Here is a 21565-nt window from a genome sequence, read left to right as displayed (position 1 = left end):
TTTAGGCAGGAAGGGGTATTTTAGTGGCAAGGAATCAGCAAGCATTTGATTACAATGATGATGCCATCCAGGTACTAGAAGGTCTTGAGGCGGTAAGAAAGCGCCCAGGTATGTATATTGGCAGCACTGATTCACGCGGTCTTCATCATCTTGTTTATGAGATTGTGGATAACTCTGTCGATGAAGCACTTGGCGGATTCGGGGATCAGATCATTGTAAAAATACACAAAGATAATTCCATAAGTGTTATGGATAAGGGTCGAGGAATGCCTACAGGTATGCATAAAATGGGAAAACCAACTCCTGAGGTTATTTTAACGGTGCTCCATGCCGGCGGTAAATTTGGTCAAGGCGGCTATAAAACCAGCGGTGGGTTGCACGGTGTTGGTGCTTCGGTTGTAAATGCATTATCGGAATGGTTAATCGTTACGATTAAACGAGATGGCTTTGTTTATGAACAACGGTTTGAAAATGGCGGAAAACCCGTCACAACACTTGAGAAAATCGGCAAAACCAATCAAACGGGAACAACGATTCATTTTAAGCCGGATACGACGATTTTCTCGACCACGACTTATAATTTTGAAACTTTATCGGAACGGCTGAGAGAATCAGCTTTCTTGTTAAAAGGACTAAAAATCGAGATTATCGATGAACGCAATAATCTCCACGAGGTTTTTCACTATGAAAACGGAATTGAGGCGTTTGTTGAATATCTAAACGAGGATAAAGAAACACTTCATCCAGTTGGAAGCTTTGAAGGAACTCAAAATGGAATTGAAGTAGAATTTTCGTTTCAATTCAATGATGGCTATTCCGAAAACGTCTTATCCTTTGTTAATAACGTAAGGACACGAGATGGCGGTACTCATGAAGCCGGCGCAAAAACGGCAATGACAAGGGTGTTCAATGACTACGCCCGCAAGGTTGCTTTTCTGAAGGAAAAGGACAAAAATTTAGACGGCAACGATATTCGTGAAGGATTATCGGCAGTTATTTCGGTCAGAATCCCAGAAGAACTGCTTCAATTTGAAGGACAAACAAAAGGGAAACTCGGTACAAGTGAAGCGAGATCCGCCGTGGATTCCGTGGTGTCTGAACACCTTTCCTACTTCCTAGAAGAAAATCCTGATATCAGCTCGTTATTAATTAAAAAATCAATTAAAGCGTATCAGGCCCGTGAAGCCGCAAGAAAAGCCCGCGAAGATGCACGGAGCGGCAAAAAGAAGAAACGGGGAGAAGCAGTCCTCTCTGGAAAGCTGACACCAGCGCAATCACGAAATCCGCAAAAGAATGAACTTTACCTGGTAGAGGGTGATTCTGCGGGAGGTTCTGCCAAGCAGGGCCGCGACCGCCGCTTTCAGGCTGTTCTTCCCCTCCGTGGTAAAGTCATTAATACTGAGAAAGCGAAACTATCGGATATTTTTAAAAACGAGGAAATCAATACGATCATCCATGCAATTGGAGGCGGAGTTGGGGCCGATTTTTCTGTTGAAGACATCAACTATGACAAAATTGTCATTATGACCGATGCGGATACAGACGGCGCCCATATTCAAGTCTTATTACTCACCTTCTTTTACCGCTATATGAAGCCGCTTGTTGAAGCAGGCAAGGTGTTTATTGCCCTGCCGCCATTATACAAAGTGAGTAAAGGCTCCGGGAAAAAAGAAATCATTGAGTATGCCTGGAATGAAGATGAGCTCCAGGGTGCCATTAAAAAAGTCGGCAGAGGCTACATCATCCAGCGCTATAAAGGTCTTGGCGAAATGAATGCTGACCAGCTATGGGATACGACCATGGACCCCGAGACTCGCACATTAATCCGCGTTAAGATTGATGATATCGCCAGAGCGGAACGCCGCGTCACGACCCTGATGGGGGATAAAGTAGAGCCGCGCCGCAAATGGATTGAAAGTAATGTGGCATTCGGTTTAGAAGAAGATGATACGATTTTAGAAAATGAAAATATCACGGTCACAGAGGAGGGAACTGAAGGATGAGTGCACTTGAAAAATTCCGGGACTTACCTCTAGAAGATGTCATTGGTGATCGTTTTGGCAGATACAGTAAGTACATTATCCAAGAACGTGCCCTTCCGGATGCCCGGGACGGATTAAAGCCTGTACAGCGGCGTATTTTATATGCGATGCATGTAGAAGGCAACACATTTGATAAAGGTTTTCGAAAATCAGCTAAGACGGTTGGTAATGTTATCGGTAACTATCACCCACACGGTGATTCTTCCGTTTATGAAGCCATGGTGCGTTTAAGCCAGGATTGGAAAGTTCGAAATGTACTTGTGCAAATGCATGGGAACAACGGTAGTGTCGATGGTGATCCGCCTGCAGCAATGCGTTATACGGAAGCAAGGCTTTCGGCGATTGCTGCTGAACTCCTAAGAGATATTGAAAAAGATACGGTGGAATTTATTCCAAACTTTGATGATACGTCAAAGGAACCGACTGTCTTACCGGCGATGTTCCCGAACTTACTTGTTAATGGCTCCACGGGTATTTCAGCCGGTTATGCCACTGATATTCCTCCCCATCATTTAGGTGAAATTATTGATGGCGTCATGATGAGAATGGATCAACCGGATTCAACCGTAGATGAACTCATGACCGTGATTAAAGGACCAGATTTTCCTACGGGCGGTATCATTCAAGGGATAGAAGGCATTAAAAAAGCCTATGAAACTGGTAAAGGGAAAATCATTGTCCGTGGAAAAGCGGAAATCGAAGAGGTTCGCGGCGGTAAGCAGCAAATTGTTATTACCGAGATCCCTTATGAAATCAATAAAGCCAATCTGGTCAAAAAAATGGATGAGTTTCGTTTAGACCGTAAAGTAGAAGGAATGTCTGAGGTTCGTGATGAAACCGACCGTACGGGTCTTAGAATCGTCATTGAATTAAAAAAGGATGCCCATGCAGAAGGTGTTCTGAACTACTTATATAAAAATAGTGATCTTCAGATAACCTATAACTTTAATATGGTCGCGATCTATAACAAACGTCCAAAACTAATGGGAATTCGTGAGTTATTAGATGCCTATATTGGCCATCAAAAAGAAGTTGTCACAAAAAGAACGCAATTTGACCTCAATAAGGCGAAAGAGCGTCAGCATATTGTGGAAGGGTTAATCAAGGCTTTGTCGATTCTGGATGAAGTGATTGCAACCATTCGTGCGTCAAAGGACAAACGGGATGCCAAAGATAATTTAATCGCCAAATTTGCCTTTACAGAAGCTCAGGCTGAAGCGATTGTTTCTTTACAGCTCTACCGTTTAACCAACACAGATATCACGGCCCTTCAGAATGAGGCAAAAGAGTTAGCGGAAAAGGTGGAGGAACTTACTAGTATTTTAGCTAGTGAGAAAAAGCTTTTATCGGTCATTAAAAAAGAGCTGAAAGACGTGAAAAAACGCTTTGTAGATGAACGTCGTTCGAAAATTGAAGCGGAAATTGAAGAAATCAAGATTAATCTTGACGTAACCGTGCCAAGTGAAGATGTGATTGTCACCGTGACACAAGAAGGTTATGTGAAACGAACAAGTCAGCGTTCCTTTACGGCATCCGGCGGACAGGACTTGGCGATGAAGGAATCGGATCGTCTCCTTGCCCAGCTTGATATGAATACCAAAGATGTCTTGCTGCTCTTTACAAATAAGGGGAATTACTTGTTCTGCCCTGTTCACGAGCTACCAGACATCCGTTGGAAAGATCTTGGCCAGCATATCGCCAATATTATTCCAATTGACCGTGACGAAGAGATCATCCATGCCATCTCCGTCAAAGACTTCGAAGAGGATGCTTATCTTGTGTTTGTAACAAAAAACGGGATGGTTAAGAAAACCGAGCTGAAAGCCTACAAAGCACAGCGGTACTCAAAACCACTTGTGGCAGTCAATCTTAAGGATGATGACCAGGTAGTCGATGTGCATCTAACCGATGGCACGAAAGAACTCTTCTTAGTTACTCATTTAGGCTATGCATTATGGTTCCATGAGGAAGAGATTAGTATCGTCGGACAGCGGGCTGCAGGTGTAAAAGGGATTAATCTAAAAGAAGATGATGTGGTGGTTGGCGGCAAGCTGATCACACCAGATAGCAGTGAATCGATTGTCGTCGCTACCCAGCGCGGTGCGTTTAAACGAATGAAGTTAAAAGAATTTGAAAAAGCAACCCGTGCGAAGCGTGGTGTTGTTATCCTCCGCGAGCTGAAAGCAAAACCGCATCGGATTGCAGGTTTTGTTGTCGCAAATGAACAAGATCTGATTATTATTGAGACGGAAAAAGGCTACACCGAAACGCTAAAAACGGTGGATATTAGCTATAGTGACCGTTATTCGAATGGCTCGTTTATTCTTGACGAGGACGAGAACGGCAAAGTAAGCCATATATGGAAAGTAGCTGCTACCGAACCAGTAACTGAATAAAACGATGAAAAGAACCTCCTTAGAAAAAAGGGAGGTTCTTTTCATTTTTTTCCCAATAATGGACATACTAAGTGAAAGAAAAGGATGTGGAGGGGAACTGGATGAAAAAAGAGATGCTGTTAGTCATCGTTTCGTTTTTTTTTATATCACTTTCGACAATTACGGGTGTATATGCGATTGAAGAAAATATAAGAACTGTTATGATTTCCAAACAAGAAGCGGATCTGACTGGAGATGGGCAAATTGAGACCATTTGGTTAAAAGGGGTACCCTCTCAAGATGACGGAGAATATTTAAAAAGTGTCTTTATTGATATCAGGGCTTCCAATGGCAGAACCTATAGCTTTCCCTTAGAAAGCGGTACGAAGGCATCCTTAAAGTTAGTAGATTTAAACCATGATGGTTTGAAAGATTTATTTGCGAATGTACTAACGGGTGAGAGCGATGGGAACGTGACGAGCTATTTGTATAGCTTAAAGAATTTTGAGCGGACCGACTTAACCGTTCCAGAGCCATTAGAGATGGATGCAAAATTTAAAAATGGCTACAAAGCGGAAATCAAATTAACCAAAACCGGAAAATCCTATCTTTTTGATTTGAAAAATCGCCAGGAGTATTATAAAAAACTAGGCTTTTATTATCGCGGGAAACTGAATGAGCCAACCGAATTAACGGTTAACTCCTTTTATAATGTAAAACCAATCCAAATCGACCAGCAAAAAATGGGATTAAAAGCGCAGCAGAAAGTAACTGGGATCGCCAACGCTGATATCATCGCCTTTGTTAATTCAATTTGGTATTTTGATCGTGGACATTGGAACCTTTATAAAGCAGAAGTAACCCATTAACCGACTTATGGTTTTTCTTCCTAGCAAGCCACCAAAACACAGAAAAATTTCTGTGTTTTTTCTTTTTGTTCCTGATTGACGTAAGGTTTCAACGGGAATATACTTAGGTTTATAAATAATTAAGCTACCTAACTATTAGGGTGGTTAATAAAAATGAGGTGAGATCGTGGCTCATTTTGAAAGTGAGACTGCACAAAAATTAATGAAGGCTTTTCAGCAATTTCGTAAAACGGGCTGGCACGAAAAGAAAATTGCTGGTTTTAACCCAAGTGAATTCAGAGTGCTCGCTCTGCTTCAACGGGCAAATGAGAATAACAGTGAGATGAAGGTTTCAGAAATTAGCCAGAAATTGAGAGTAACACCACCTACCGTGACGCAAATCATCAATGTTCTCGAAAAGGATGGTTTTATTGAACGGACCATTCATCCAGATGACAGACGCTCGGTCAAGATCAGTTTGACGGAAGAAGGACTTCAAGCAACCGAACAGGCTAGACAGACATTTGCGAATACCTTTTTAGGTCTTATTGATTATCTTGGGGAAGCAGAAAGCTTGCAGTTAGCAGAATTGCTTTTTAACGTTCATGATTACTTCAATCAATTGGAAAATCAATAAAAGATATAGAAAATTAACATGGAAAATGGAGTGGAAGCCATTTGTTAAAATTGAGTAAATACCTTAAACCATTTCAAATCCCGATCTATGTTGTCCTTGTGCTCGTGCTGTTACAATCTCTATCAGAATTGTATTTACCTACCCTCATGTCTGATATCGTAGATAAAGGGGTCGTCACGGGAGACACACATTATATCTGGAAAATTGGCGGCTATATGCTGCTAGTAGCTTTAGGCGGAATGATTTGTTCGATTGCGGCCAGCTTTTTCTCAAGCAAGGCAGCATCAGGTTTCGGCAGGTTATTGCGGAGCAAAGTCTTCTCGCATGTCGGAAACTTCTCTTTAAGTGAGTTTGATCAGCTTGGAACAGCTTCACTCATCACTAGGACAACAAACGATATTACGCAAATCCAGCAGGTTATGATTATGATGCTGAGAATGATGGCCGCTGCGCCAATGATGTGTATTGGCGGGATTATTATGGCCTATTCAAAAGATGCCAAGCTTACAGGGGTCCTTGCCGTGGCGATTCCCATTTTGATTGTTGCGATTGTGGTCATCGCTAGAAAAGGGATTCCGCTTTTTAAAGCCATGCAAGTAAAATTGGATAAACTTAATCGTGTCTTAAGGGAGAATTTAACAGGCATTCGCGTTATTCGTTCCTTTAACCGGGTTGAGCATGAGAAAAAACGCTTTAATGAAGCAAACTGGGATTTAACACAGACCGCGATAAAGGTCAATAAAATTATGGCGGCAATGATGCCGATAATGATGGTTGTTCTCAACCTTACGACGGTGGCGATTGTTTGGTTCGGCGGCCACCGGATCAGTAATGGACACATGGAAGTTGGGGATATGATGGCATTTATTCAATACGCCATGCAAATCATGTTCTCGTTCATTATGTTATCGATGATGTTTGTGATGATCCCTAGAGCTTCTGTCTCGGCTGTTAGAATTAACGAAGTACTTGAGACCACCGCCGATATTAAGGATCCAGATTCCGCAGCATTAATCAAAGGCGAAGAAGGTCATGTGGAATTTCGCGATGTGACCTTCAGCTATCCGGGTGCTGAAATGCCGGCAATCTCTAACATTTCTTTTTCGATGAATCCAGGAGAAGTGACGGCAATCATTGGAGGAACAGGCTCAGGTAAATCAACACTTATTAATTTAATTCCGCGTTTTTATGATGTGGATAGTGGTCAAATTGTGGTAGGTGGAACAGATGTTCGTGAAATGACACAAGAGCAGCTTCGTCAAAAAATTGGATTCGTTCCGCAGCAGGCCATTCTCTTTACGGGTACGATTGCCGAAAACATCCGTTATGGAAAACAAGATGCTACAGATGACGAAGTTCATCATGCGGCTGAAATTGCCCAAGCAAATGAATTTATTTCATCCATGCCTGATGGATTTAATGCCACGATTGCCCAGGGGGGAACAAATGTTTCGGGTGGTCAAAAACAGCGGCTCTCGATTGCCCGTGCCCTCGTAAGAAAGCCGGAAATCTATATCTTTGATGATAGTTTTTCAGCATTAGATTTTAAGACGGATGCCAAGCTGCGGGCGGCCTTAAAAGCAGAAACCGGTCAATCCACGGTCTTAATTGTGGCGCAGCGGGTCAGTACGATTATGGATGCCGATCGAATTATTGTCTTAGATGATGGAAAGGTTGCAGGAATCGGCACACACAAACAACTTATGGAAACGAGTCCTGTTTATCGTGAGATTGTGATGTCACAGCTGTCAGAGGAGGAAATTGCATGAGTGCAGACTCTAAAAATCAACCTAGCGAGGGTTCACCAAGAAGAGGTCCAGGCGGAGGATTTGGTCCGCGGGGAATGGGGATGCCTGTCCAAAAAGCAAAGGATTTTAAAGGAACGCTTAAGAGACTCGTCGTCTACTTAAAACCATACAAATTGCAGCTCATTTCTGTCCTGATTACTGCCATCATTAGTACGATCTTTTCGATTGTCAGCCCGAAAATAATGGGGAAGGCGACTACAAAACTGTTTGAAGGGTTAATGATGAAGCTAAAAGGGGTTCCCGGTGCTAAAATTGATTTTGATTATATTGGTCATATCATTTTGCTTTTAGTCGGCCTCTATCTATTGAGTGCGATCTTTGCTTATTTACAGGGATATATCATGGCAGGGGTAGCTCAAAAGACCGTTTTTCATCTTCGGAAAGAAGTAGAGGAAAAGCTGAACCGGATGCCTTTAAAGTACTTTGATTCGAAGACCCATGGTGAAATCCTCTCAAGGGCTGTCAATGATGTAGATAATATCAGTACCACGCTTCAGCAAAGCTTAACACAGCTGATTACATCGGTTGTTACCTTAGTCGGCGTGATTGTGATGATGCTGTCGATCAGTCCATTAATGACCTTAATTGTGATTGTGACCTTGCCGCTCAGCTTTATTGCAACAGCGAATATTGCAAAAAAGTCGCAGCAGTATTTTAAAGGACAGCAAAAATCTTTAGGTCAGTTGAATGGTCATGTAGAGGAAATGTATACAGGCCATAAAGTGGTTAAAGTTTTTGGCCATGAAAAAAGATCCAGCGAGGAATTTGAAAAAATTAACGAAAAGCTCTATCAATCAGGCTGGAAGGCCCAGTTTGTGTCGGGAATGATCATGCCGCTTATGTCGTTTATCAATAATATTGGCTATGTGCTGGTATCGGTGGCCGGCGGCCTTTTGGTCACAAAAAAGGCGATTGAAATTGGAGATATTCAAGCTTTCATCCAATATGCCCGTCAGTTTTCGCAGCCAATCGCGCAAACCGCACAAATCGCGAACGTGATCCAATCGACGATTGCCAGTGCAGAACGTGTTTTTGAAATTTTAGACGAAACAGAAGAGGTTCCAGAAGCGGTTGAACCAAAAGATATTCCATCGCCAGAAGGGAACGTCCGCTTTGAGCATGTTTCCTTTGGTTATAAAAGCGATGAGCTGCTGATTGAGGATATGAATATAGAGGTGAAATCAGGTCAAAAAGTGGCCATTGTTGGACCGACTGGCGCTGGTAAAACCACTTTGATTAATTTATTAATGCGATTCTATGAGCTTAATTCTGGAAAGATAGTAATCGATGGAATTGATACTAGAGAGCTAAAAAGAGAGAAACTAAGAAGCTTATTTGGAATGGTGCTTCAGGATACATGGCTGTTTAACAGCACCATCCTTGATAATATTGCTTACGGGAGAGAAGGGGCGTCCGAAACAGAAATTATTGCTGCAGCGAAAGCCGCCAACGCAGACCACTTTATTCGTACATTACCAGATGGTTATGAGACGATTTTAAATGAGGAAGCTTCGAATATATCGCAAGGTCAGAAGCAATTACTCACGATTGCACGGGCTATTCTAGCGGATCCCGCAATCCTAATTCTTGACGAAGCAACGAGCAGTGTTGATACCCGGACAGAGGTACAGATTCAAAAGGCAATGGATTACTTGATGAAGGGACGCACAAGTTTTGTGATCGCACACCGTTTATCAACGATTCGAGACGCAGATTTAATCCTGGTAATGAATCATGGGAAGGTTATTGAAAAGGGGACGCATACAGAATTATTAGCTCAGGGCGGATTCTATGCGGATTTATATAATAGCCAGTTTACCGGTCAAAAAAATGTGGGATAAAATAAAGCGCTTAGGAGTTTCCTAAGCGCTTTATTTATTGGTTGTTTCTTTTTACATTGAAACGGGAACCTCATATATTAAGTGAATTGTAGAGGAAGTGAACAATATGCTGAATTCGCTGTCAAAAGCAGAAGCGAAAGATAAAATCAGAGAAGTGAAACCATGGGTACGGCGTTTTGGCCGTTTAGGTTATATGGCTAAAGGCCTCGTGTATGGAATGATTGGGGTACTCGCAGCTTTAGCAGTATTCGGATCCGGAGGCGGCATGACTGGGACATCTGGTGTTCTTCATTCATTGGCCGGAATGCCATTTGGTGAGATTGCATTATGGATTATCGGAATTGCTTTAATTGGTTACATCATATGGGATTTTATTAAAGCGATTAAGGATCCTGAAAATGACGGCACTGATGCTAAAGGACTGATTAAAAGAACTGGTTATTTCATCAGTGGAGTCATTTATACGAATTTAGCTTTTGGTGCAATAAAATTAGCTAGTCACACGGGGTACAATGGTGGTGACAACTCAGGAAAAACGATTTCGGCTAAGTTAATGGATCAGCCTTTTGGTGTATGGATAGTTGGAATAGTAGGAGCAATTATTACTGGATATGGTGTTTTCGAACTTTATAGTGGTGTAAAAGAGAAATTTATGTCTAAATTCAAAACCTATGAAATGAATGATAAAGAACGTAAAATCGCACGACTGTCTGGTAAGCTAGGCCTGATTTCAAGAGGGATTGTTCTAAGTATGGTCGGCTTTTTTTTCATTCGGGCAGCATATACACATAACCCAGATCAATCAAAAGGGATTGGCGGTGCTTTAACAGCATTAGCAAACCAGCCATTCGGACAGTTTATACTGGTAATAGTGGCAGTTGGACTGATTTTATATGGCGTCTACCAAATTATTATAGGACGATATCAGCATATGAATTTTGGACATGATGGAAAATAGTATAGAGGTAAGCGATGATTAAGCTACCGCGATTAATACTGTCGTGGCAACTTTTCATTGTTTAGAAACGCAATATAAATCGAGTTTATGTAAACAATTGATTTTTATTTTATCGAAGTCCTTTTAGGCAGAAAGATGCCAAGCTTGTTGTGGCAGCCTATTGGTAAGTTCCATTATTCTAGTTATTAATTGGTATGTCAGAGGAGTTTATCTATACAAAATCTTTAAAACTACGAATGATTGTATACTGTGAACTTAAACTATAGGGTGCTTGCGTTTAAGAAGGGATTGCTGCGGCGATCCTTTTTTAGTCAGTAAAGAAAGGGTTATTCTATACAGGTATAGAATAAGTAGTTATATTTATTAAGGTGGTGTTTTGATGCTTCAACATGAATATGGATGGGTTCGACAAACTAGAGGAACTCTGTTAGATTTTTGTAGAAATTTAGATCCTAATCATTTTACACATACAAATGGATTCGGTTGGCAAAGTGTAAGAGATACATTGGTTCATATAGCTGATTGCTATGTTGCATGGCTCGGCTCATTTGTTTTATTGAAGACGAAAAAACCTCTTACTCCAAGGGAAGAATTACAAAAATTCAGTTTAGAGCAAATAAAAGCACGATTTGAACATGTGGATTCAATAGTAAATGAATTGTTAGAACTACATGGACATAATTTAAACGTGCTAATTGAGAGAGAAATCCCTTGGAGAGAAGCACCTGAACTATTATCTATTACTCCTTGTAAATTGCTAATGCACACCATCACTCACGAGTTTCATCACAAGGGACAAATAGTAGCAATGCTTCGTCAGATGGGTTATGAGCCCCCAAATACAGATGTATTAGGAACAGATGATTAATTTAATCTAGAAGTAATTTGGGCGATGTTTAATTGACATTGCCTTTTGGTTGAGAAAGTTTGTGAAGTACCGTACTTAAAGTAAAAGGTGCATGTGCGGCCGAGCATTGGTCGTATCATATAGCGGGTGGGATTCCCTTCAAGTAAGAAGAACTAGCCATTCGCTCATAGCGAGTCTTGGAGGGCTAAAGGTAACTTGTGAAAATGGAGCGTCTACATCATTACTACACAACTATTGAGAAAACAAACCAGTATTTTTGAGCTTCATTCTTCCAATATCCATAAACATAAGGTCAGTTTCTGACAATTTAGCTACTGATCACAATGGTAGGTTTATTGGGGGTTTGTTCATATGCTAACCTAAGCATAAAATATATAAATGTGGATGTTTTATATTCAATCTACTTTGGTCTCGAACAAATGTAGTGATTTCATATCCTAATTTTAGATCCTGACGAACAATATGGTGGCCAGTAGGTCCTGTTGCTCTGAAAATCAAGTTCTTCATATCCATCACTCCTATAATACTGTTAAACAGTGAAAATGAATTAAATTCGAAACATCCTAAAAAATATTATTAATTTATTGTATAACTATTTTAAGTCTTGTCATTTTGCACTACAATATGTAATGGGGTGAAAAGTATGAATATTAATAACTTCCGATACGATAAGGTTGGTTTGAATCGCTTTTTTGGACCATTAGAAGCAAAAATTATGGATATTTTGTGGAATGGAAAGGAAAAGAGCATTAAAGAGGTTCAACAGTTAATCGAAAAAGAAAGAACTATAAATTTTAATACTGTAATGACAGTTATGAATCGACTGGTAGAAAAAAAGATTCTTGAAAAGAGAGTTGAAGGAAGAACTTCGCTTTATAAACCCATTATGACAAAAATGGAATTTATCGATGAACAGTCAAAGAAAATTACTGAAAACCTGTTAGATGAGTTCGGTGATATGGTAGTAAATCACATGCTGGATTCATTGGAAGATGTTGATCAAAATTTACTTGATAAACTTGAACAAAAGCTTAATCAATTAAAAAAGGGTAGTAAGTAATGATGTGGAAAAATAAATCGTTTTTTGTCTTAAGTGTAGGTCTCTGTTGTGGTGTTTCTTTATTTGTACAGATGGGACTTTATCTGGCCAATGTTTTTTGGGGCCCTTCCTTTTATGATAATATATTTCAATTTTGTATTAGGATCTTTAAACTAGGTACAGTTGAATATTACGGTGTTTTATTCCTTGTTAATACCTATGTCATCTACACCATATTAGTCTTTTTAAATAAAATCAGACAGCAAGTGACAAACACAAACAGATTAAAGAAAAAACTTTTCCGTCATACCGATTGGGAACATACAAAGGAAGTAAATCAAAGGTATAAGAGGAGAAAAAAGGACATCGTTATCATCAAAAGTAATGAACTGATCGCAATCACTTTTGGGCTGTTAAATCCAACTATCCTTCTATCTACTACATTATTAGAGATGTTAGACGGAGAGGAACTAGAGGCTGTTATACAGCATGAAACTGCCCACCAAAAATTTCATCATACCTTAAAAATCTTTCTATTAAAGACGGTTTCTGAAGTCATGTGGTATATTCCACTTACCAAATGGGCGTATAAAAATTATAAAATTATGATTGAATTAGTTGCAGATGAGTATGCTATTAAGCTGATGGGGACTGAGATTGGCCTAAGCAGTGCTCTGCTAAAGCTAATCAAGACTCACTTAGGAACTAAAACTCAAATCCTGCTTGTACCTTTTGCTGATGGAACGATAGATTACAGGATTAAGCATTTGATTGAACCATATTATGCAATACCTTTTAAAGTACAAACAAAATCGGTTATTATTTCAGTTAATGTCATGTTTTTTTTGTTCATTTTAATGATTATTGTTTAACATTAGATGAAGGTGAATAAAGAAAAGGCGGGAAGTCCAATAAAGGACAACCCGCTAAGTTTTTTCTCTTCTATTTAATAAATAGTTAAAAATCAAATCTATTAATAAAATAATCATACCATATTGAATGAAATAATCTGCGAAGTTTAGGATACCATGGTTTGAATGAAAGGATATAAAATCCGTAACCTGATTATATAAGATGCGATCTATTGCATTTCCGATTCCTCCTCCAATTAATAGGCCCGTACCTAAATCCACTAAAAGTCTCCTATATTTAACCTCTCTGCGATATTTAAGCATAATTACACCCACTATAAAAGCAACTGGAACAAAGAATCGTCCATACCCTTGAAAAGAACTAAATGCTGCTCCACTATTTTCAATGTGGCTAAGATTCAAAACACCTTTCCATATTTCAATAGAACTTCCTACTTTTATATGAGTACGAATCCAATATTTTGATAATTGATCGATCAAAATAACAAAAGTAATAAAAAAATAGTACAAAATTAGGACTTCCTTCCTGAAAATGGGTGTTTTACTTGACGAAAAAAAATCTAATCACTACAATGTGTAGTGTAATTGATTAATTAGCACAAGTCAAAAACTATTTGTTTTATAATATGTTCGATTTAATAATAATTTTCTAGAGATCACATGTCTAGAAATTTTTATAAATTTTTACACTACACAATGTAGTGAAGTGATTTTGAGAGGAGAATGAATATGAGAAACACCAGGGAAATTGGTTCATTACTATTAAGGGTTGTATTAGGTATTACCTTCTTTGCACATGGTTTATCAAAATTCCAAGGAGGTATTGATAATATTGGAGGTTGGTTCCATAGTATGGGAATCCCTAGTTTTATGGCTTATGTAGTTGCAACCATTGAATTGGTGGGCGGAATTGCGATCATATTAGGACTTGGGACAAGAATTGTTTCGGCTTTTAATGTGTTAATCATGGCGGGTGCAATTTTAGTTGTAAAACTACCAGCTGGTCTAACCGGTAACGGGAAGATGCCTGGTTATGAATTGGAACTATCATTAATGATTATAGCCCTTTATCTTGTGTTGAACGGGAGCCGCTTTTTATCAATCGATTCGATTTTAGTAAAGTCTAAAGGGGAATCTAGAGTTGTACAAAATTAAGAACTTAACCAACCACTTTCATGAAATGGGGTGAATACATGGCTACAAAGAAAAAATCAAAATCGAAAAAATTTTCTTCTCAAATGTTCTTTTTCGGGGTTTTAGGACTAGCTATTATTTGCTTCATTGGAATAATGCTACTTAGTAACATCCAAAAAACAGATGTTTCAAACACTTCGCCAGCTACATTCGATTATCAGCATCAACCATACTTAGGGCAAAAAAACGCTCCAGTAAAAATGGTAGAGTTTGGTGATTACAAATGCCCAATCTGCAAAAATTTTAATGATACAGTATTTCCTGCAATTGATAAAGAGCTTATTCAAACAGGAAAGGTCCAATTCTACTTTATGAACGATCCATTTATTTATACAGACTCAACAAGGGCTGCTCTTTTTGCGGAGACGGTATTTCAAGAATTAGGTAATGATGCTTTTTGGAAATTTCATGAACAATTGTACTCAGAACAACCATCAGATTCCAAATATGAAAAAATTGATCTTTATTCGACAAGCTTTTTAGAAAAGACATTAAGTAAAGTGGTTAGCCAAACAGATAGTGAGAAAGTGGCCAAAGCATTCAAAATAAAAAAATATCAAAGTACTTTAGATAAAGACACTTCTTATGTTAATCAATTAGGAATTTCAGGGACACCGACATTCTTTGTGAATGGACAACAATTTAACGGTAATTCCTATAAGGATCTTATTGATATGGTAAATAAGGCTGCTACTGAGAATTAGTTTTTCTATAAAACTACATAAAATTAAAACTTCACCCCTTTAGTTCTAAGGGGTTTTTTTAATTGGTTTAATTACAAATAAAACAATTCCCGTCCAAAACATATTCAGATTATTCAATAAATATGCTATATAAGAAAGTAGTAATAAAGGAGGGAATTCAAGCAAAATCATTTAGTTAAGCAGTTAAAAAATAATTAACGGAGAATGAAATATGACATATTTTTTTAATGATCATAACTTAAATCAAAGTGCTTCCTATCTTGATGCAATATATACTGTATTGGAAAGAGGAATGGCCGCTAAAGAGGTGGTATGCTCGATTACTACAGGATTTCGATCCATTCCCTCATTAAGAACTAAACCAGGACTAAATCCATACCATGCATCTGTTGCAGATATTGGGTATGGATTTGATTCGGTGCAGGGAACCATTAATCGATTACGAAATGGGGAATCTATTCCTTTTGCATATGAAATGCTTGTTTTTGAACTTGATACATTAATGGTTAGCGAAAAACAATTAAGTCCAAATTTTGAATTAGTTGTTAAAGAGGCACTGCCAGATTTTTATTATTTAGTCGAGCAAAGCCGATATTTGAACTCTCAAATTGGTGAAATGATCAGGGAAGCCAATAGGTTAGGACGAGAGATATTAGGGGATAGGTGGCATGAAATACATTCCCGAATCCAAAGTATTCAGGCAATCCCACGACTTTAAGTGGAGGTGAAAAAGTGGTCAATAAACCATTGGTAATGGATTTTGAAGAGAGGAAACGGTTGTTAGAATGGTGGAATACAATGGAGTCAGCAAAACCAATGGTAAGAAGATTAATGTCATTAATAACCGAACTCCGCGTTCATCCTGAATCAAGTCATGCAGATGGAATGGTCCTATTTTACAGAGCAGCATCAGAGATTTCATATGGATATGCAGGAGTAAGAGGGTGTATTAGAAGAGCATTTACAGATGAATATCGAGAATCACTTCGTATGAATATGGTCATGTGCCATAGTTTTGCGGAAAAATATTCGGTAGATACTAAGGTTCTTCTAGAACGAGTAGCTCAACAAATTACTGGTCAGAATGCTTTACAACTAATACAAAGGATTCGAGTAGCCTTAGCTGAAAACGATGAAATGTTAAAAGAAATTAAAGGGAAGGCTGATGCCTTCTTTGGGAGGGAAACATTCCATTCGATGCAAAATAAAGTGAAGGATTCCATCACATTGCCTAAAATTTAAGATATTTTAGAGGAACAGAGTAAGAAGGTGTAAAAAAAGTAAATAAGAGAACAAAGGACCCAATTTGAATCAGGGGTCCTTTGTTCTTGTCGGAATCTTGTTTAAATATCACCGTTATTTGCCTGTATAAGTGCTTTGCAATAGTATTTCCCATTAGGTAAACTGATTCAGATGTATTTCCATCCACCATACACTGAATTATTTAGATTATTCAGATTCACATTTTTTAAGATTAGGATTGAATCAAATTTTTATTTATAAAACAATTGATATATTAAAAAGTTATAAAATCGCCAGTGTGGCCAGTTATTCCTCGTAATGGGTAAATGTCTAAGTCTTGGACAATACCAGAAGAATAATATGAAATTGTGATATGAAAAAGGGCTGTAAAATTATTTAAGGGGATTCTTTTGAAAAATAAAGAGGTATGTGCCTTTGTGAAATGTACTATTGGATAGGTCAATTTTCATCCTTACCAACATACGGTTTACCTTTTTTAAATAGAAAATACCGCCCCAAAGTGTGCCGTATTAGAAAAACATAAGACTATTATTTTGGAGTTAAAAATAATAGTTGGATAGACTATCTAAAGAATCATATGCGGTTCAAAAATAAGTTAAATTATCAAATTAACAAAAAACTCTAAAGAAAGCAGGTGGAAATATGAATCCAGACATGAGAGCCTATATGCCTTATCATTATGGAACAGGATATATGCCATATCCTTACGGAACCCATATGGGGTACGGATACTCAGTGCCATTGTCATTGTACCATCACTATCATCCTCATTATCATCCTCATTATAACCATGGAGAAGGCCCAATTTTTTCCGTGCCCATGGGGGCACCGGTTCGGTAGCAAAATGCAGAAACCTATTAACGTAGGCAAAAGCAACGCATATTTTAAGTAAAATTAGTCATAATACAATTGCTGGGAATTTATTGTAATAGGATGGTATTTATGTACATTATTGTACGCATGTTGTTATGGATTCTTGCTGCATGGCGTTGGGGAGATTGGCGGAACTGGAAGAATTATCAGTCCACCTTTCTCTTTGTCATCATGTTGGACTTGTTATATAACTTTCTTACATATAATTATCCGTTGTGGTCATATGACCCTACAGATATTATTCCAAATCATACTTTTAACAATCTGCTTGTAACGTTTCTCTCTTATCCATCCATTGTGTTTATATATATAGGACGGTATCCAACTGGTTGGGTAAAACAGGTTGCCTGGATCATCTTCTGGGTGACCCTTTTGTCTGTCGTCGAGTTAGTAAACTACAAAATGGGTTTAATGAGTTACCATAATGGTTGGAATTTCGGATGGTCTGTGATTTTTTATATTGTTCAATTGCCTTTTATACGGCTCCATTACAAAAAGCCATTATTAGCCTATGGATTGTCTGTCCTAATAATTGTAGGACTACTATTATTTTTCAATGTCCCAGTCAGCAAAATGAAATAAAACTTCCCGTTTCGTAATATTTAACCATTTACAATTTCCCCCCCATTCACGTGTAGAATTTGACCTGATATGTAAGATGCATCATCGGAGGCTAAAAATACATAAGCAGGTGCCACTTCAAATGGTTGACCAGCTCGCTTCATGGGAACGTTATCTCCAAAAGTTGCAATTTGTTCAGGAGGTAAGGAAGCTGGAATTAATGGAGTCCAAATTGGTCCTGGAGCAACACCATTGACCCGAATCCCTTTCGATGCCAATGACAATGACAGAGAGCGTGTAAATGAAACAATCGCTCCTTTTGATGCAGAGTAGTCAATTGAATCTTGATCTCCTAGATAGGCACTAATAGATGTTGTATTTATTATGGAGCTCCCTGAATTCATATACGGCAGAGCAGCTTTGGTCAAAATTAACTGCGAAAAAATATTTGTGTGAAAAGTGCTTGCTCGTTGTTTCGAATCTATATCAAGTAAACTGTTCTTAATGTAAAGTACACCGGCATTATTCACCAAAATGTCAATACGACCAAATTGGTGAATCGTTTGCATTACAGCTTGTTGGCAAGGTTGCTCATACCCTATATCTCCTGGAATGGTAATGCAACGTCGTCCGTATTTCTGGATATTAAACATCGTTTCATTTGCATCGCTGTGTTCATTTAGATATGAGATTGCAATGTCTGCACCCTCTTTCGCGAAGATAATAGCGACAGCTCTCCCAATACCGCTATCGCCACCTGTTATGAGAGCTACCTTATTCAGAAGTTTACCGGCTGGTTTGTAATTGGGGTTATCAAATATCGGTCTTGGAGTCATCAATGATTCAAGTCCGGGCTTACTTTGTTGCTGAGGTGGGAAACCCATCAAATACACTCCTCTCATTTTGGCTGATATAAATGAAATTCTGATATAGATTATGATTGCTGTGAGGGAAATATATCCTAGACAAAAGTTTGAATTAATATTTTCTCTCAGGAAAAGTTAACCACAGGTTCCATTTAAATTTTGGGAGGATTGCATATGGATTCATCGAAAAATGTCCAAAATTATTCAACAACTTATTGGCGTGATCTGGAGCTTCCTACTTTTAACAAACTAAATGAAGATCTAACTGTGGATGTTACCATAATCGGGGCAGGAATTTCAGGAATTACTTCGGCTTACTTACTCGCGAAAGAAGGTGTGAAGGTTGCCATTATTGAAGCTCGGAGTATCCTTAACGGCACAACAGCACATACAACCGCCAAACTAACAGCACAGCATATCTTAATTTACGACCATTTAATAAAATATTTTGGCGAGGAAAAAGCCAAGCTTTATTATGAGTTTAGTTCAAATGCAATCCCGTTTGTAGAGAATACTTCAAGGGAAAAAGGAATTGACTGTGATTTCAGCAGGCAAGATGCCTATGTTTATGCTGTAACAGATAAATATGCTAAAAATATTGAGAAAGAGTGGACAGCCTATCAAAAGTTAGGTATCAAAGGTAATTTAACGGATTCAATTCCATTTAATCTCCAAATAAAGTATAGTATTAAGATGGTAGATCAGGCTCAATTTCACCCGCCAAAGTTTTTAAGAGGGCTTTTAAATGAAGCGATAAAGATGGGTTGTAGAGTCTTTGAAAATACAATGGCAGTGGAATTAGAAGAGGATAAAGTGGGTCCCCATGTTATTACAAAAGACGGGTACAAAATAAATTGCAACCATGTAATTATTGCTACCAACTACCCATTTTATGATAAGCCAGGGCTTTATTCTGCCAGAATGTATGCGCAGCGGTCTTATATAATTGGTATCAAAACCGATCAGGAATATCCAGGCGGTATGTATATTAGTGCTGATACCCCAACACGTTCCCTTCGTTATACGCCTTTGAACGAAGGAAAATTACTTATCATTGCCGGTGGTAGTCATAAAACCGGGCAAGACATTAATACCCTTAAATATTATAATGAACTTCAGGATTATGCCGAGCATCTGTTTGGTATAAGAGATTATTCTTACCGCTGGTCTGCACAGGATTATATTACCCTTGATAGGGTCCCTTACATTGGACCGATAACACAAGGTAAGGAACATATTTTAGTCACAACAGGTTTTAATGATTGGGGCATGGCAAATGGGATCTCTTCTGCTCATTTGTTAACAGATTATGTTCTCAATCGGGATAACCCATATAAAGAAGTTTATTCTCCATCACGCTTTGATGCTAATCCTGATTTGTTAGCCGCATTAACAACTAATGCGGATGTTGCATTTCATCATATAACAAGCAAGGTGAAGTTTGTTTCAAAAGAACCAGGGGACCTTCGAAATGGTGAAGGTTCAGTCGTTACGTATAAAGGGAAAAGAGCAGGTGCATACAAGGATGAGATTGGCAACCTATGTATTGTAGATACAACCTGTACCCACTGTGGTTGTGAATGTCAATGGAATGAAGCTGAAAAGTCATGGGATTGCCCATGCCATGGTTCTCGGTATTCTTATGAAGGTGATGTTATTGATGGTCCAGGTGTTCAAGGATTAAATAAATTGGAATCAATACTGGACCAATCTGAAAAACCATAGAAGTTCTATGATAGAGGCATTGGGAAGCAACAATAACCGTATTTCTCTAATTTCACTAACAAGTAGTAATAATAATTATAAATGTCTAAGTTCTAATCTAGACGCAAAACTTTTACAATGAACTAGGGTGATTATTGTTTATCGCACGATGGGAAGTACACTTATAGTCACCCTCAAATGTTGTTACCTGAACCGTAATATTAAAGAAGAAGCTGCCTTCATGCTGTTTCTTGATATTTAGTAAAAGAAGGGGTCCGAACAACCAAATGCTCGAAAAATACGCTAAGAAATTTCAATATCAAAAAAGCCGATATTTCCTATGCTAAGAAAACCGACTTTAATAATGCTAATATGGATAATCGAAAAAAGGTCCGATAAAGGGACCTTTTCCTGTTCCATCCATCTTATTATTAGTAGAACACAAATGATGTACCAACGATGATAAGAAGGATGAACAATACTACGATTAACGCAAAACTACTTCCTAATCCGTCCATTTATTTCACCTCCAACCTTAATCATTCTTTCCGCTTGAACGTGTATTGGTTTATTAAAAAACAAAAGCAGTACCAACAATAATTAAAAGGATAAACAGTACAACGATTAAAACAAATGTACTGCCTCCGCCGTAGCCAAAACCACCACCGTAGCCAAAACCGCCGCAGCCTCCGAATCCTCCGTATCCAAACATACTTATCACCACCTGTTATTTTGTTCGAAATAAACCTTTCGCTATGTATCATATTTCAAAAGACAAGAATTGCTTGGACAAATATCATATTGAAAAGCAAAAGGTACGACATGCCTATAAATGCAAAGAAACGTTTGCTTTATAGGCAAACGTTTCTTATATCCAAAGAGGTAATATATATGTCTGGTAGCTGGCGGTGTAATCATATTATATGTACAAGATAATAAAATGAGCTGGACAAGGGCTGATTTTTTAACGAATAAATTTCTTGGTCTGTTCTAAAAATATTCCTCCAAATAAGGCTTAACCGATTGGGTACTCAAGTTAAAATGATGCATAGCCTAGAGTGTAGCCGAAAAGCCATAGTCTTGCTTAGCACATAGACTTGTCAAAGGTAGTC

At 38.4% G+C, this 21565-nt stretch carries 21 protein-coding genes; 17 read left to right on the top strand and 4 right to left on the bottom strand.

The features are described 5' to 3' along the window. Positions 1-23: 23 nt before the first annotated feature. From parE to L1999_RS15395, 10 genes are all read left to right on the top strand, one after another. Entirely contained in the window at positions 24-2003 is a 1980-nt protein-coding gene (gene parE, locus L1999_RS15440) for a DNA topoisomerase IV subunit B (RefSeq protein WP_235739370.1), read from the top strand. Continuing rightward, positions 2000-4438 carry a DNA topoisomerase IV subunit A gene (gene parC, locus L1999_RS15435; protein WP_235739369.1) on the top strand — a complete coding sequence of 813 codons (2439 nt, stop codon included), beginning with the start codon at positions 2000-2002 and terminating at the stop codon, positions 4436-4438. The genes parE and parC overlap by 4 nt, the downstream gene beginning before the upstream one ends. A gap of 101 nt (positions 4439-4539) precedes the next feature. Continuing rightward, positions 4540-5286: a hypothetical protein gene (locus tag L1999_RS15430; protein ID WP_235739368.1), complete on the top strand. Its 747-nt coding sequence runs from the start codon at positions 4540-4542 to the stop codon at positions 5284-5286. A gap of 166 nt (positions 5287-5452) precedes the next feature. Then, a complete protein-coding gene (locus L1999_RS15425) occupies positions 5453-5902 on the top strand; it encodes a MarR family winged helix-turn-helix transcriptional regulator (protein WP_235739367.1) in 450 nt (149 codons plus the stop codon). Between the two features lie 41 nt (positions 5903-5943). Further along, positions 5944-7671 carry an ABC transporter ATP-binding protein gene (locus L1999_RS15420; protein WP_235739366.1) on the top strand — a complete coding sequence of 576 codons (1728 nt, stop codon included), beginning with the start codon at positions 5944-5946 and terminating at the stop codon, positions 7669-7671. Further along, positions 7668-9551, top strand: coding sequence for an ABC transporter ATP-binding protein (locus tag L1999_RS15415; RefSeq protein ID WP_275676926.1), 1884 nt, complete (start codon positions 7668-7670; stop codon positions 9549-9551). Before L1999_RS15420 ends, L1999_RS15415 begins: the two co-directional genes overlap by 4 nt. A 106-nt stretch (positions 9552-9657) precedes the next feature. Continuing rightward, a complete protein-coding gene (locus L1999_RS15410; protein ID WP_235739365.1) occupies positions 9658-10509 on the top strand; it encodes a DUF1206 domain-containing protein in 852 nt (283 codons plus the stop codon). A 379-nt stretch (positions 10510-10888) separates the two neighbouring features. Next, on the top strand, positions 10889-11377 hold the full coding sequence (locus L1999_RS15405) for a DinB family protein (protein ID WP_235739364.1): 489 nt from the start codon (positions 10889-10891) through the stop codon (positions 11375-11377). 643 nt (positions 11378-12020) lie between these two features. Beyond that, entirely contained in the window at positions 12021-12437 is a 417-nt protein-coding gene (locus tag L1999_RS15400; protein ID WP_235739363.1) for a BlaI/MecI/CopY family transcriptional regulator, read from the top strand. Further along, positions 12437-13288 (top strand): M56 family metallopeptidase, encoded by an 852-nt coding sequence (locus L1999_RS15395; RefSeq protein WP_235739362.1) that lies wholly within the window; start codon positions 12437-12439, stop codon positions 13286-13288. The genes L1999_RS15400 and L1999_RS15395 overlap by 1 nt, the downstream gene beginning before the upstream one ends. A gap of 54 nt (positions 13289-13342) precedes the next feature. Here the strand turns inward: L1999_RS15395 and lspA are convergent, their stop codons facing one another. Beyond that, positions 13343-13822 (bottom strand): signal peptidase II, encoded by a 480-nt coding sequence (lspA, locus tag L1999_RS15390; RefSeq protein WP_275677705.1) that lies wholly within the window; start codon positions 13820-13822, stop codon positions 13343-13345. 195 nt (positions 13823-14017) lie between these two features. Here lspA and L1999_RS15385 point away from each other — a divergent pair, with 195 nt between their 5' ends. The 6 genes from L1999_RS15385 (at position 14018) to L1999_RS15360 (ending at position 17904) form a co-directional block, all read left to right on the top strand. Then, positions 14018-14443, top strand: a complete 426-nt coding sequence (locus L1999_RS15385; protein ID WP_235739360.1) for a DoxX family protein — start codon at positions 14018-14020, stop codon at positions 14441-14443. Between the two features lie 38 nt (positions 14444-14481). Beyond that, a complete protein-coding gene (locus tag L1999_RS15380) occupies positions 14482-15186 on the top strand; it encodes a DsbA family protein (protein ID WP_235739359.1) in 705 nt (234 codons plus the stop codon). Between the two features lie 211 nt (positions 15187-15397). Next, complete coding sequence (locus L1999_RS15375; protein WP_235739358.1) at positions 15398-15904, top strand: hypothetical protein; 507 nt, start codon at positions 15398-15400, stop codon at positions 15902-15904. Positions 15905-15918: 14 nt separating this feature from the next. After that, a complete protein-coding gene (locus L1999_RS15370) occupies positions 15919-16428 on the top strand; it encodes a hypothetical protein (RefSeq protein ID WP_235739357.1) in 510 nt (169 codons plus the stop codon). Between the two features lie 663 nt (positions 16429-17091). Next, positions 17092-17289: a hypothetical protein gene (locus tag L1999_RS15365; protein ID WP_235739356.1), complete on the top strand. Its 198-nt coding sequence runs from the start codon at positions 17092-17094 to the stop codon at positions 17287-17289. Between the two features lie 102 nt (positions 17290-17391). Continuing rightward, positions 17392-17904 carry a CBO0543 family protein gene (locus tag L1999_RS15360; protein WP_235739355.1) on the top strand — a complete coding sequence of 171 codons (513 nt, stop codon included), beginning with the start codon at positions 17392-17394 and terminating at the stop codon, positions 17902-17904. Between the two features lie 20 nt (positions 17905-17924). Here L1999_RS15360 and L1999_RS15355 read toward each other — a convergent pair whose 3' ends face one another. Further along, positions 17925-18767 carry an SDR family oxidoreductase gene (locus L1999_RS15355; RefSeq protein WP_235739354.1) on the bottom strand — a complete coding sequence of 281 codons (843 nt, stop codon included), beginning with the start codon at positions 18765-18767 and terminating at the stop codon, positions 17925-17927. A gap of 156 nt (positions 18768-18923) precedes the next feature. Here L1999_RS15355 and L1999_RS15350 point away from each other — a divergent pair, with 156 nt between their 5' ends. Further along, complete coding sequence (locus L1999_RS15350) at positions 18924-20474, top strand: FAD-dependent oxidoreductase (RefSeq protein ID WP_235739353.1); 1551 nt, start codon at positions 18924-18926, stop codon at positions 20472-20474. A gap of 410 nt (positions 20475-20884) precedes the next feature. Here L1999_RS15350 and L1999_RS15345 read toward each other — a convergent pair whose 3' ends face one another. Further along, entirely contained in the window at positions 20885-20971 is an 87-nt protein-coding gene (locus L1999_RS15345) for a YjcZ family sporulation protein (protein ID WP_235744358.1), read from the bottom strand. A 53-nt stretch (positions 20972-21024) separates the two neighbouring features. Further along, complete coding sequence (locus L1999_RS15340; protein ID WP_235739352.1) at positions 21025-21165, bottom strand: YjcZ family sporulation protein; 141 nt, start codon at positions 21163-21165, stop codon at positions 21025-21027. Between the last annotated feature and the right edge of the window lie 400 nt (positions 21166-21565).

Origin of the sequence: Neobacillus drentensis (assembly GCF_021560175.1) — a bacterium.
In the GTDB taxonomy this organism is placed as follows: Bacteria; Bacillota; Bacilli; order Bacillales; family Cytobacillaceae; genus Neobacillus; species Neobacillus drentensis_A.
This window is presented reverse-complemented; position numbering and strand designations above follow the sequence as displayed.

Excerpts from the sequence above, each read along its gene's own strand:
- L1999_RS15380 (WP_235739359.1), top strand. The coding sequence starts at position 14,482 with ATGGCTACAAAGAAAAAATCAAAATCGAAAAAATTTTCTTCTCAAATG.
- L1999_RS15360 (WP_235739355.1), top strand. The coding sequence starts at position 17,392 with ATGTACATTATTGTACGCATGTTGTTATGGATTCTTGCTGCATGGCGT.
- L1999_RS15355 (WP_235739354.1), bottom strand. The coding sequence starts at position 18,767 with ATGGGTTTCCCACCTCAGCAACAAAGTAAGCCCGGACTTGAATCATTG.
- parC (WP_235739369.1), top strand. The coding sequence starts at position 2,000 with ATGAGTGCACTTGAAAAATTCCGGGACTTACCTCTAGAAGATGTCATT.
- L1999_RS15385 (WP_235739360.1), top strand. The coding sequence starts at position 14,018 with ATGAGAAACACCAGGGAAATTGGTTCATTACTATTAAGGGTTGTATTA.
- L1999_RS15400 (WP_235739363.1), top strand. The coding sequence starts at position 12,021 with ATGAATATTAATAACTTCCGATACGATAAGGTTGGTTTGAATCGCTTT.
- L1999_RS15350 (WP_235739353.1), top strand. The coding sequence starts at position 18,924 with ATGGATTCATCGAAAAATGTCCAAAATTATTCAACAACTTATTGGCGT.
- L1999_RS15365 (WP_235739356.1), top strand. The coding sequence starts at position 17,092 with ATGAATCCAGACATGAGAGCCTATATGCCTTATCATTATGGAACAGGA.
- L1999_RS15375 (WP_235739358.1), top strand. The coding sequence starts at position 15,398 with ATGACATATTTTTTTAATGATCATAACTTAAATCAAAGTGCTTCCTAT.
- L1999_RS15430 (WP_235739368.1), top strand. The coding sequence starts at position 4,540 with ATGAAAAAAGAGATGCTGTTAGTCATCGTTTCGTTTTTTTTTATATCA.
- L1999_RS15410 (WP_235739365.1), top strand. The coding sequence starts at position 9,658 with ATGCTGAATTCGCTGTCAAAAGCAGAAGCGAAAGATAAAATCAGAGAA.
- L1999_RS15405 (WP_235739364.1), top strand. The coding sequence starts at position 10,889 with ATGCTTCAACATGAATATGGATGGGTTCGACAAACTAGAGGAACTCTG.
- L1999_RS15340 (WP_235739352.1), bottom strand. The coding sequence starts at position 21,165 with ATGTTTGGATACGGAGGATTCGGAGGCTGCGGCGGTTTTGGCTACGGT.
- L1999_RS15415 (WP_275676926.1), top strand. The coding sequence starts at position 7,668 with ATGAGTGCAGACTCTAAAAATCAACCTAGCGAGGGTTCACCAAGAAGA.
- L1999_RS15345 (WP_235744358.1), bottom strand. The coding sequence starts at position 20,971 with ATGGACGGATTAGGAAGTAGTTTTGCGTTAATCGTAGTATTGTTCATC.
- L1999_RS15395 (WP_235739362.1), top strand. The coding sequence starts at position 12,437 with ATGATGTGGAAAAATAAATCGTTTTTTGTCTTAAGTGTAGGTCTCTGT.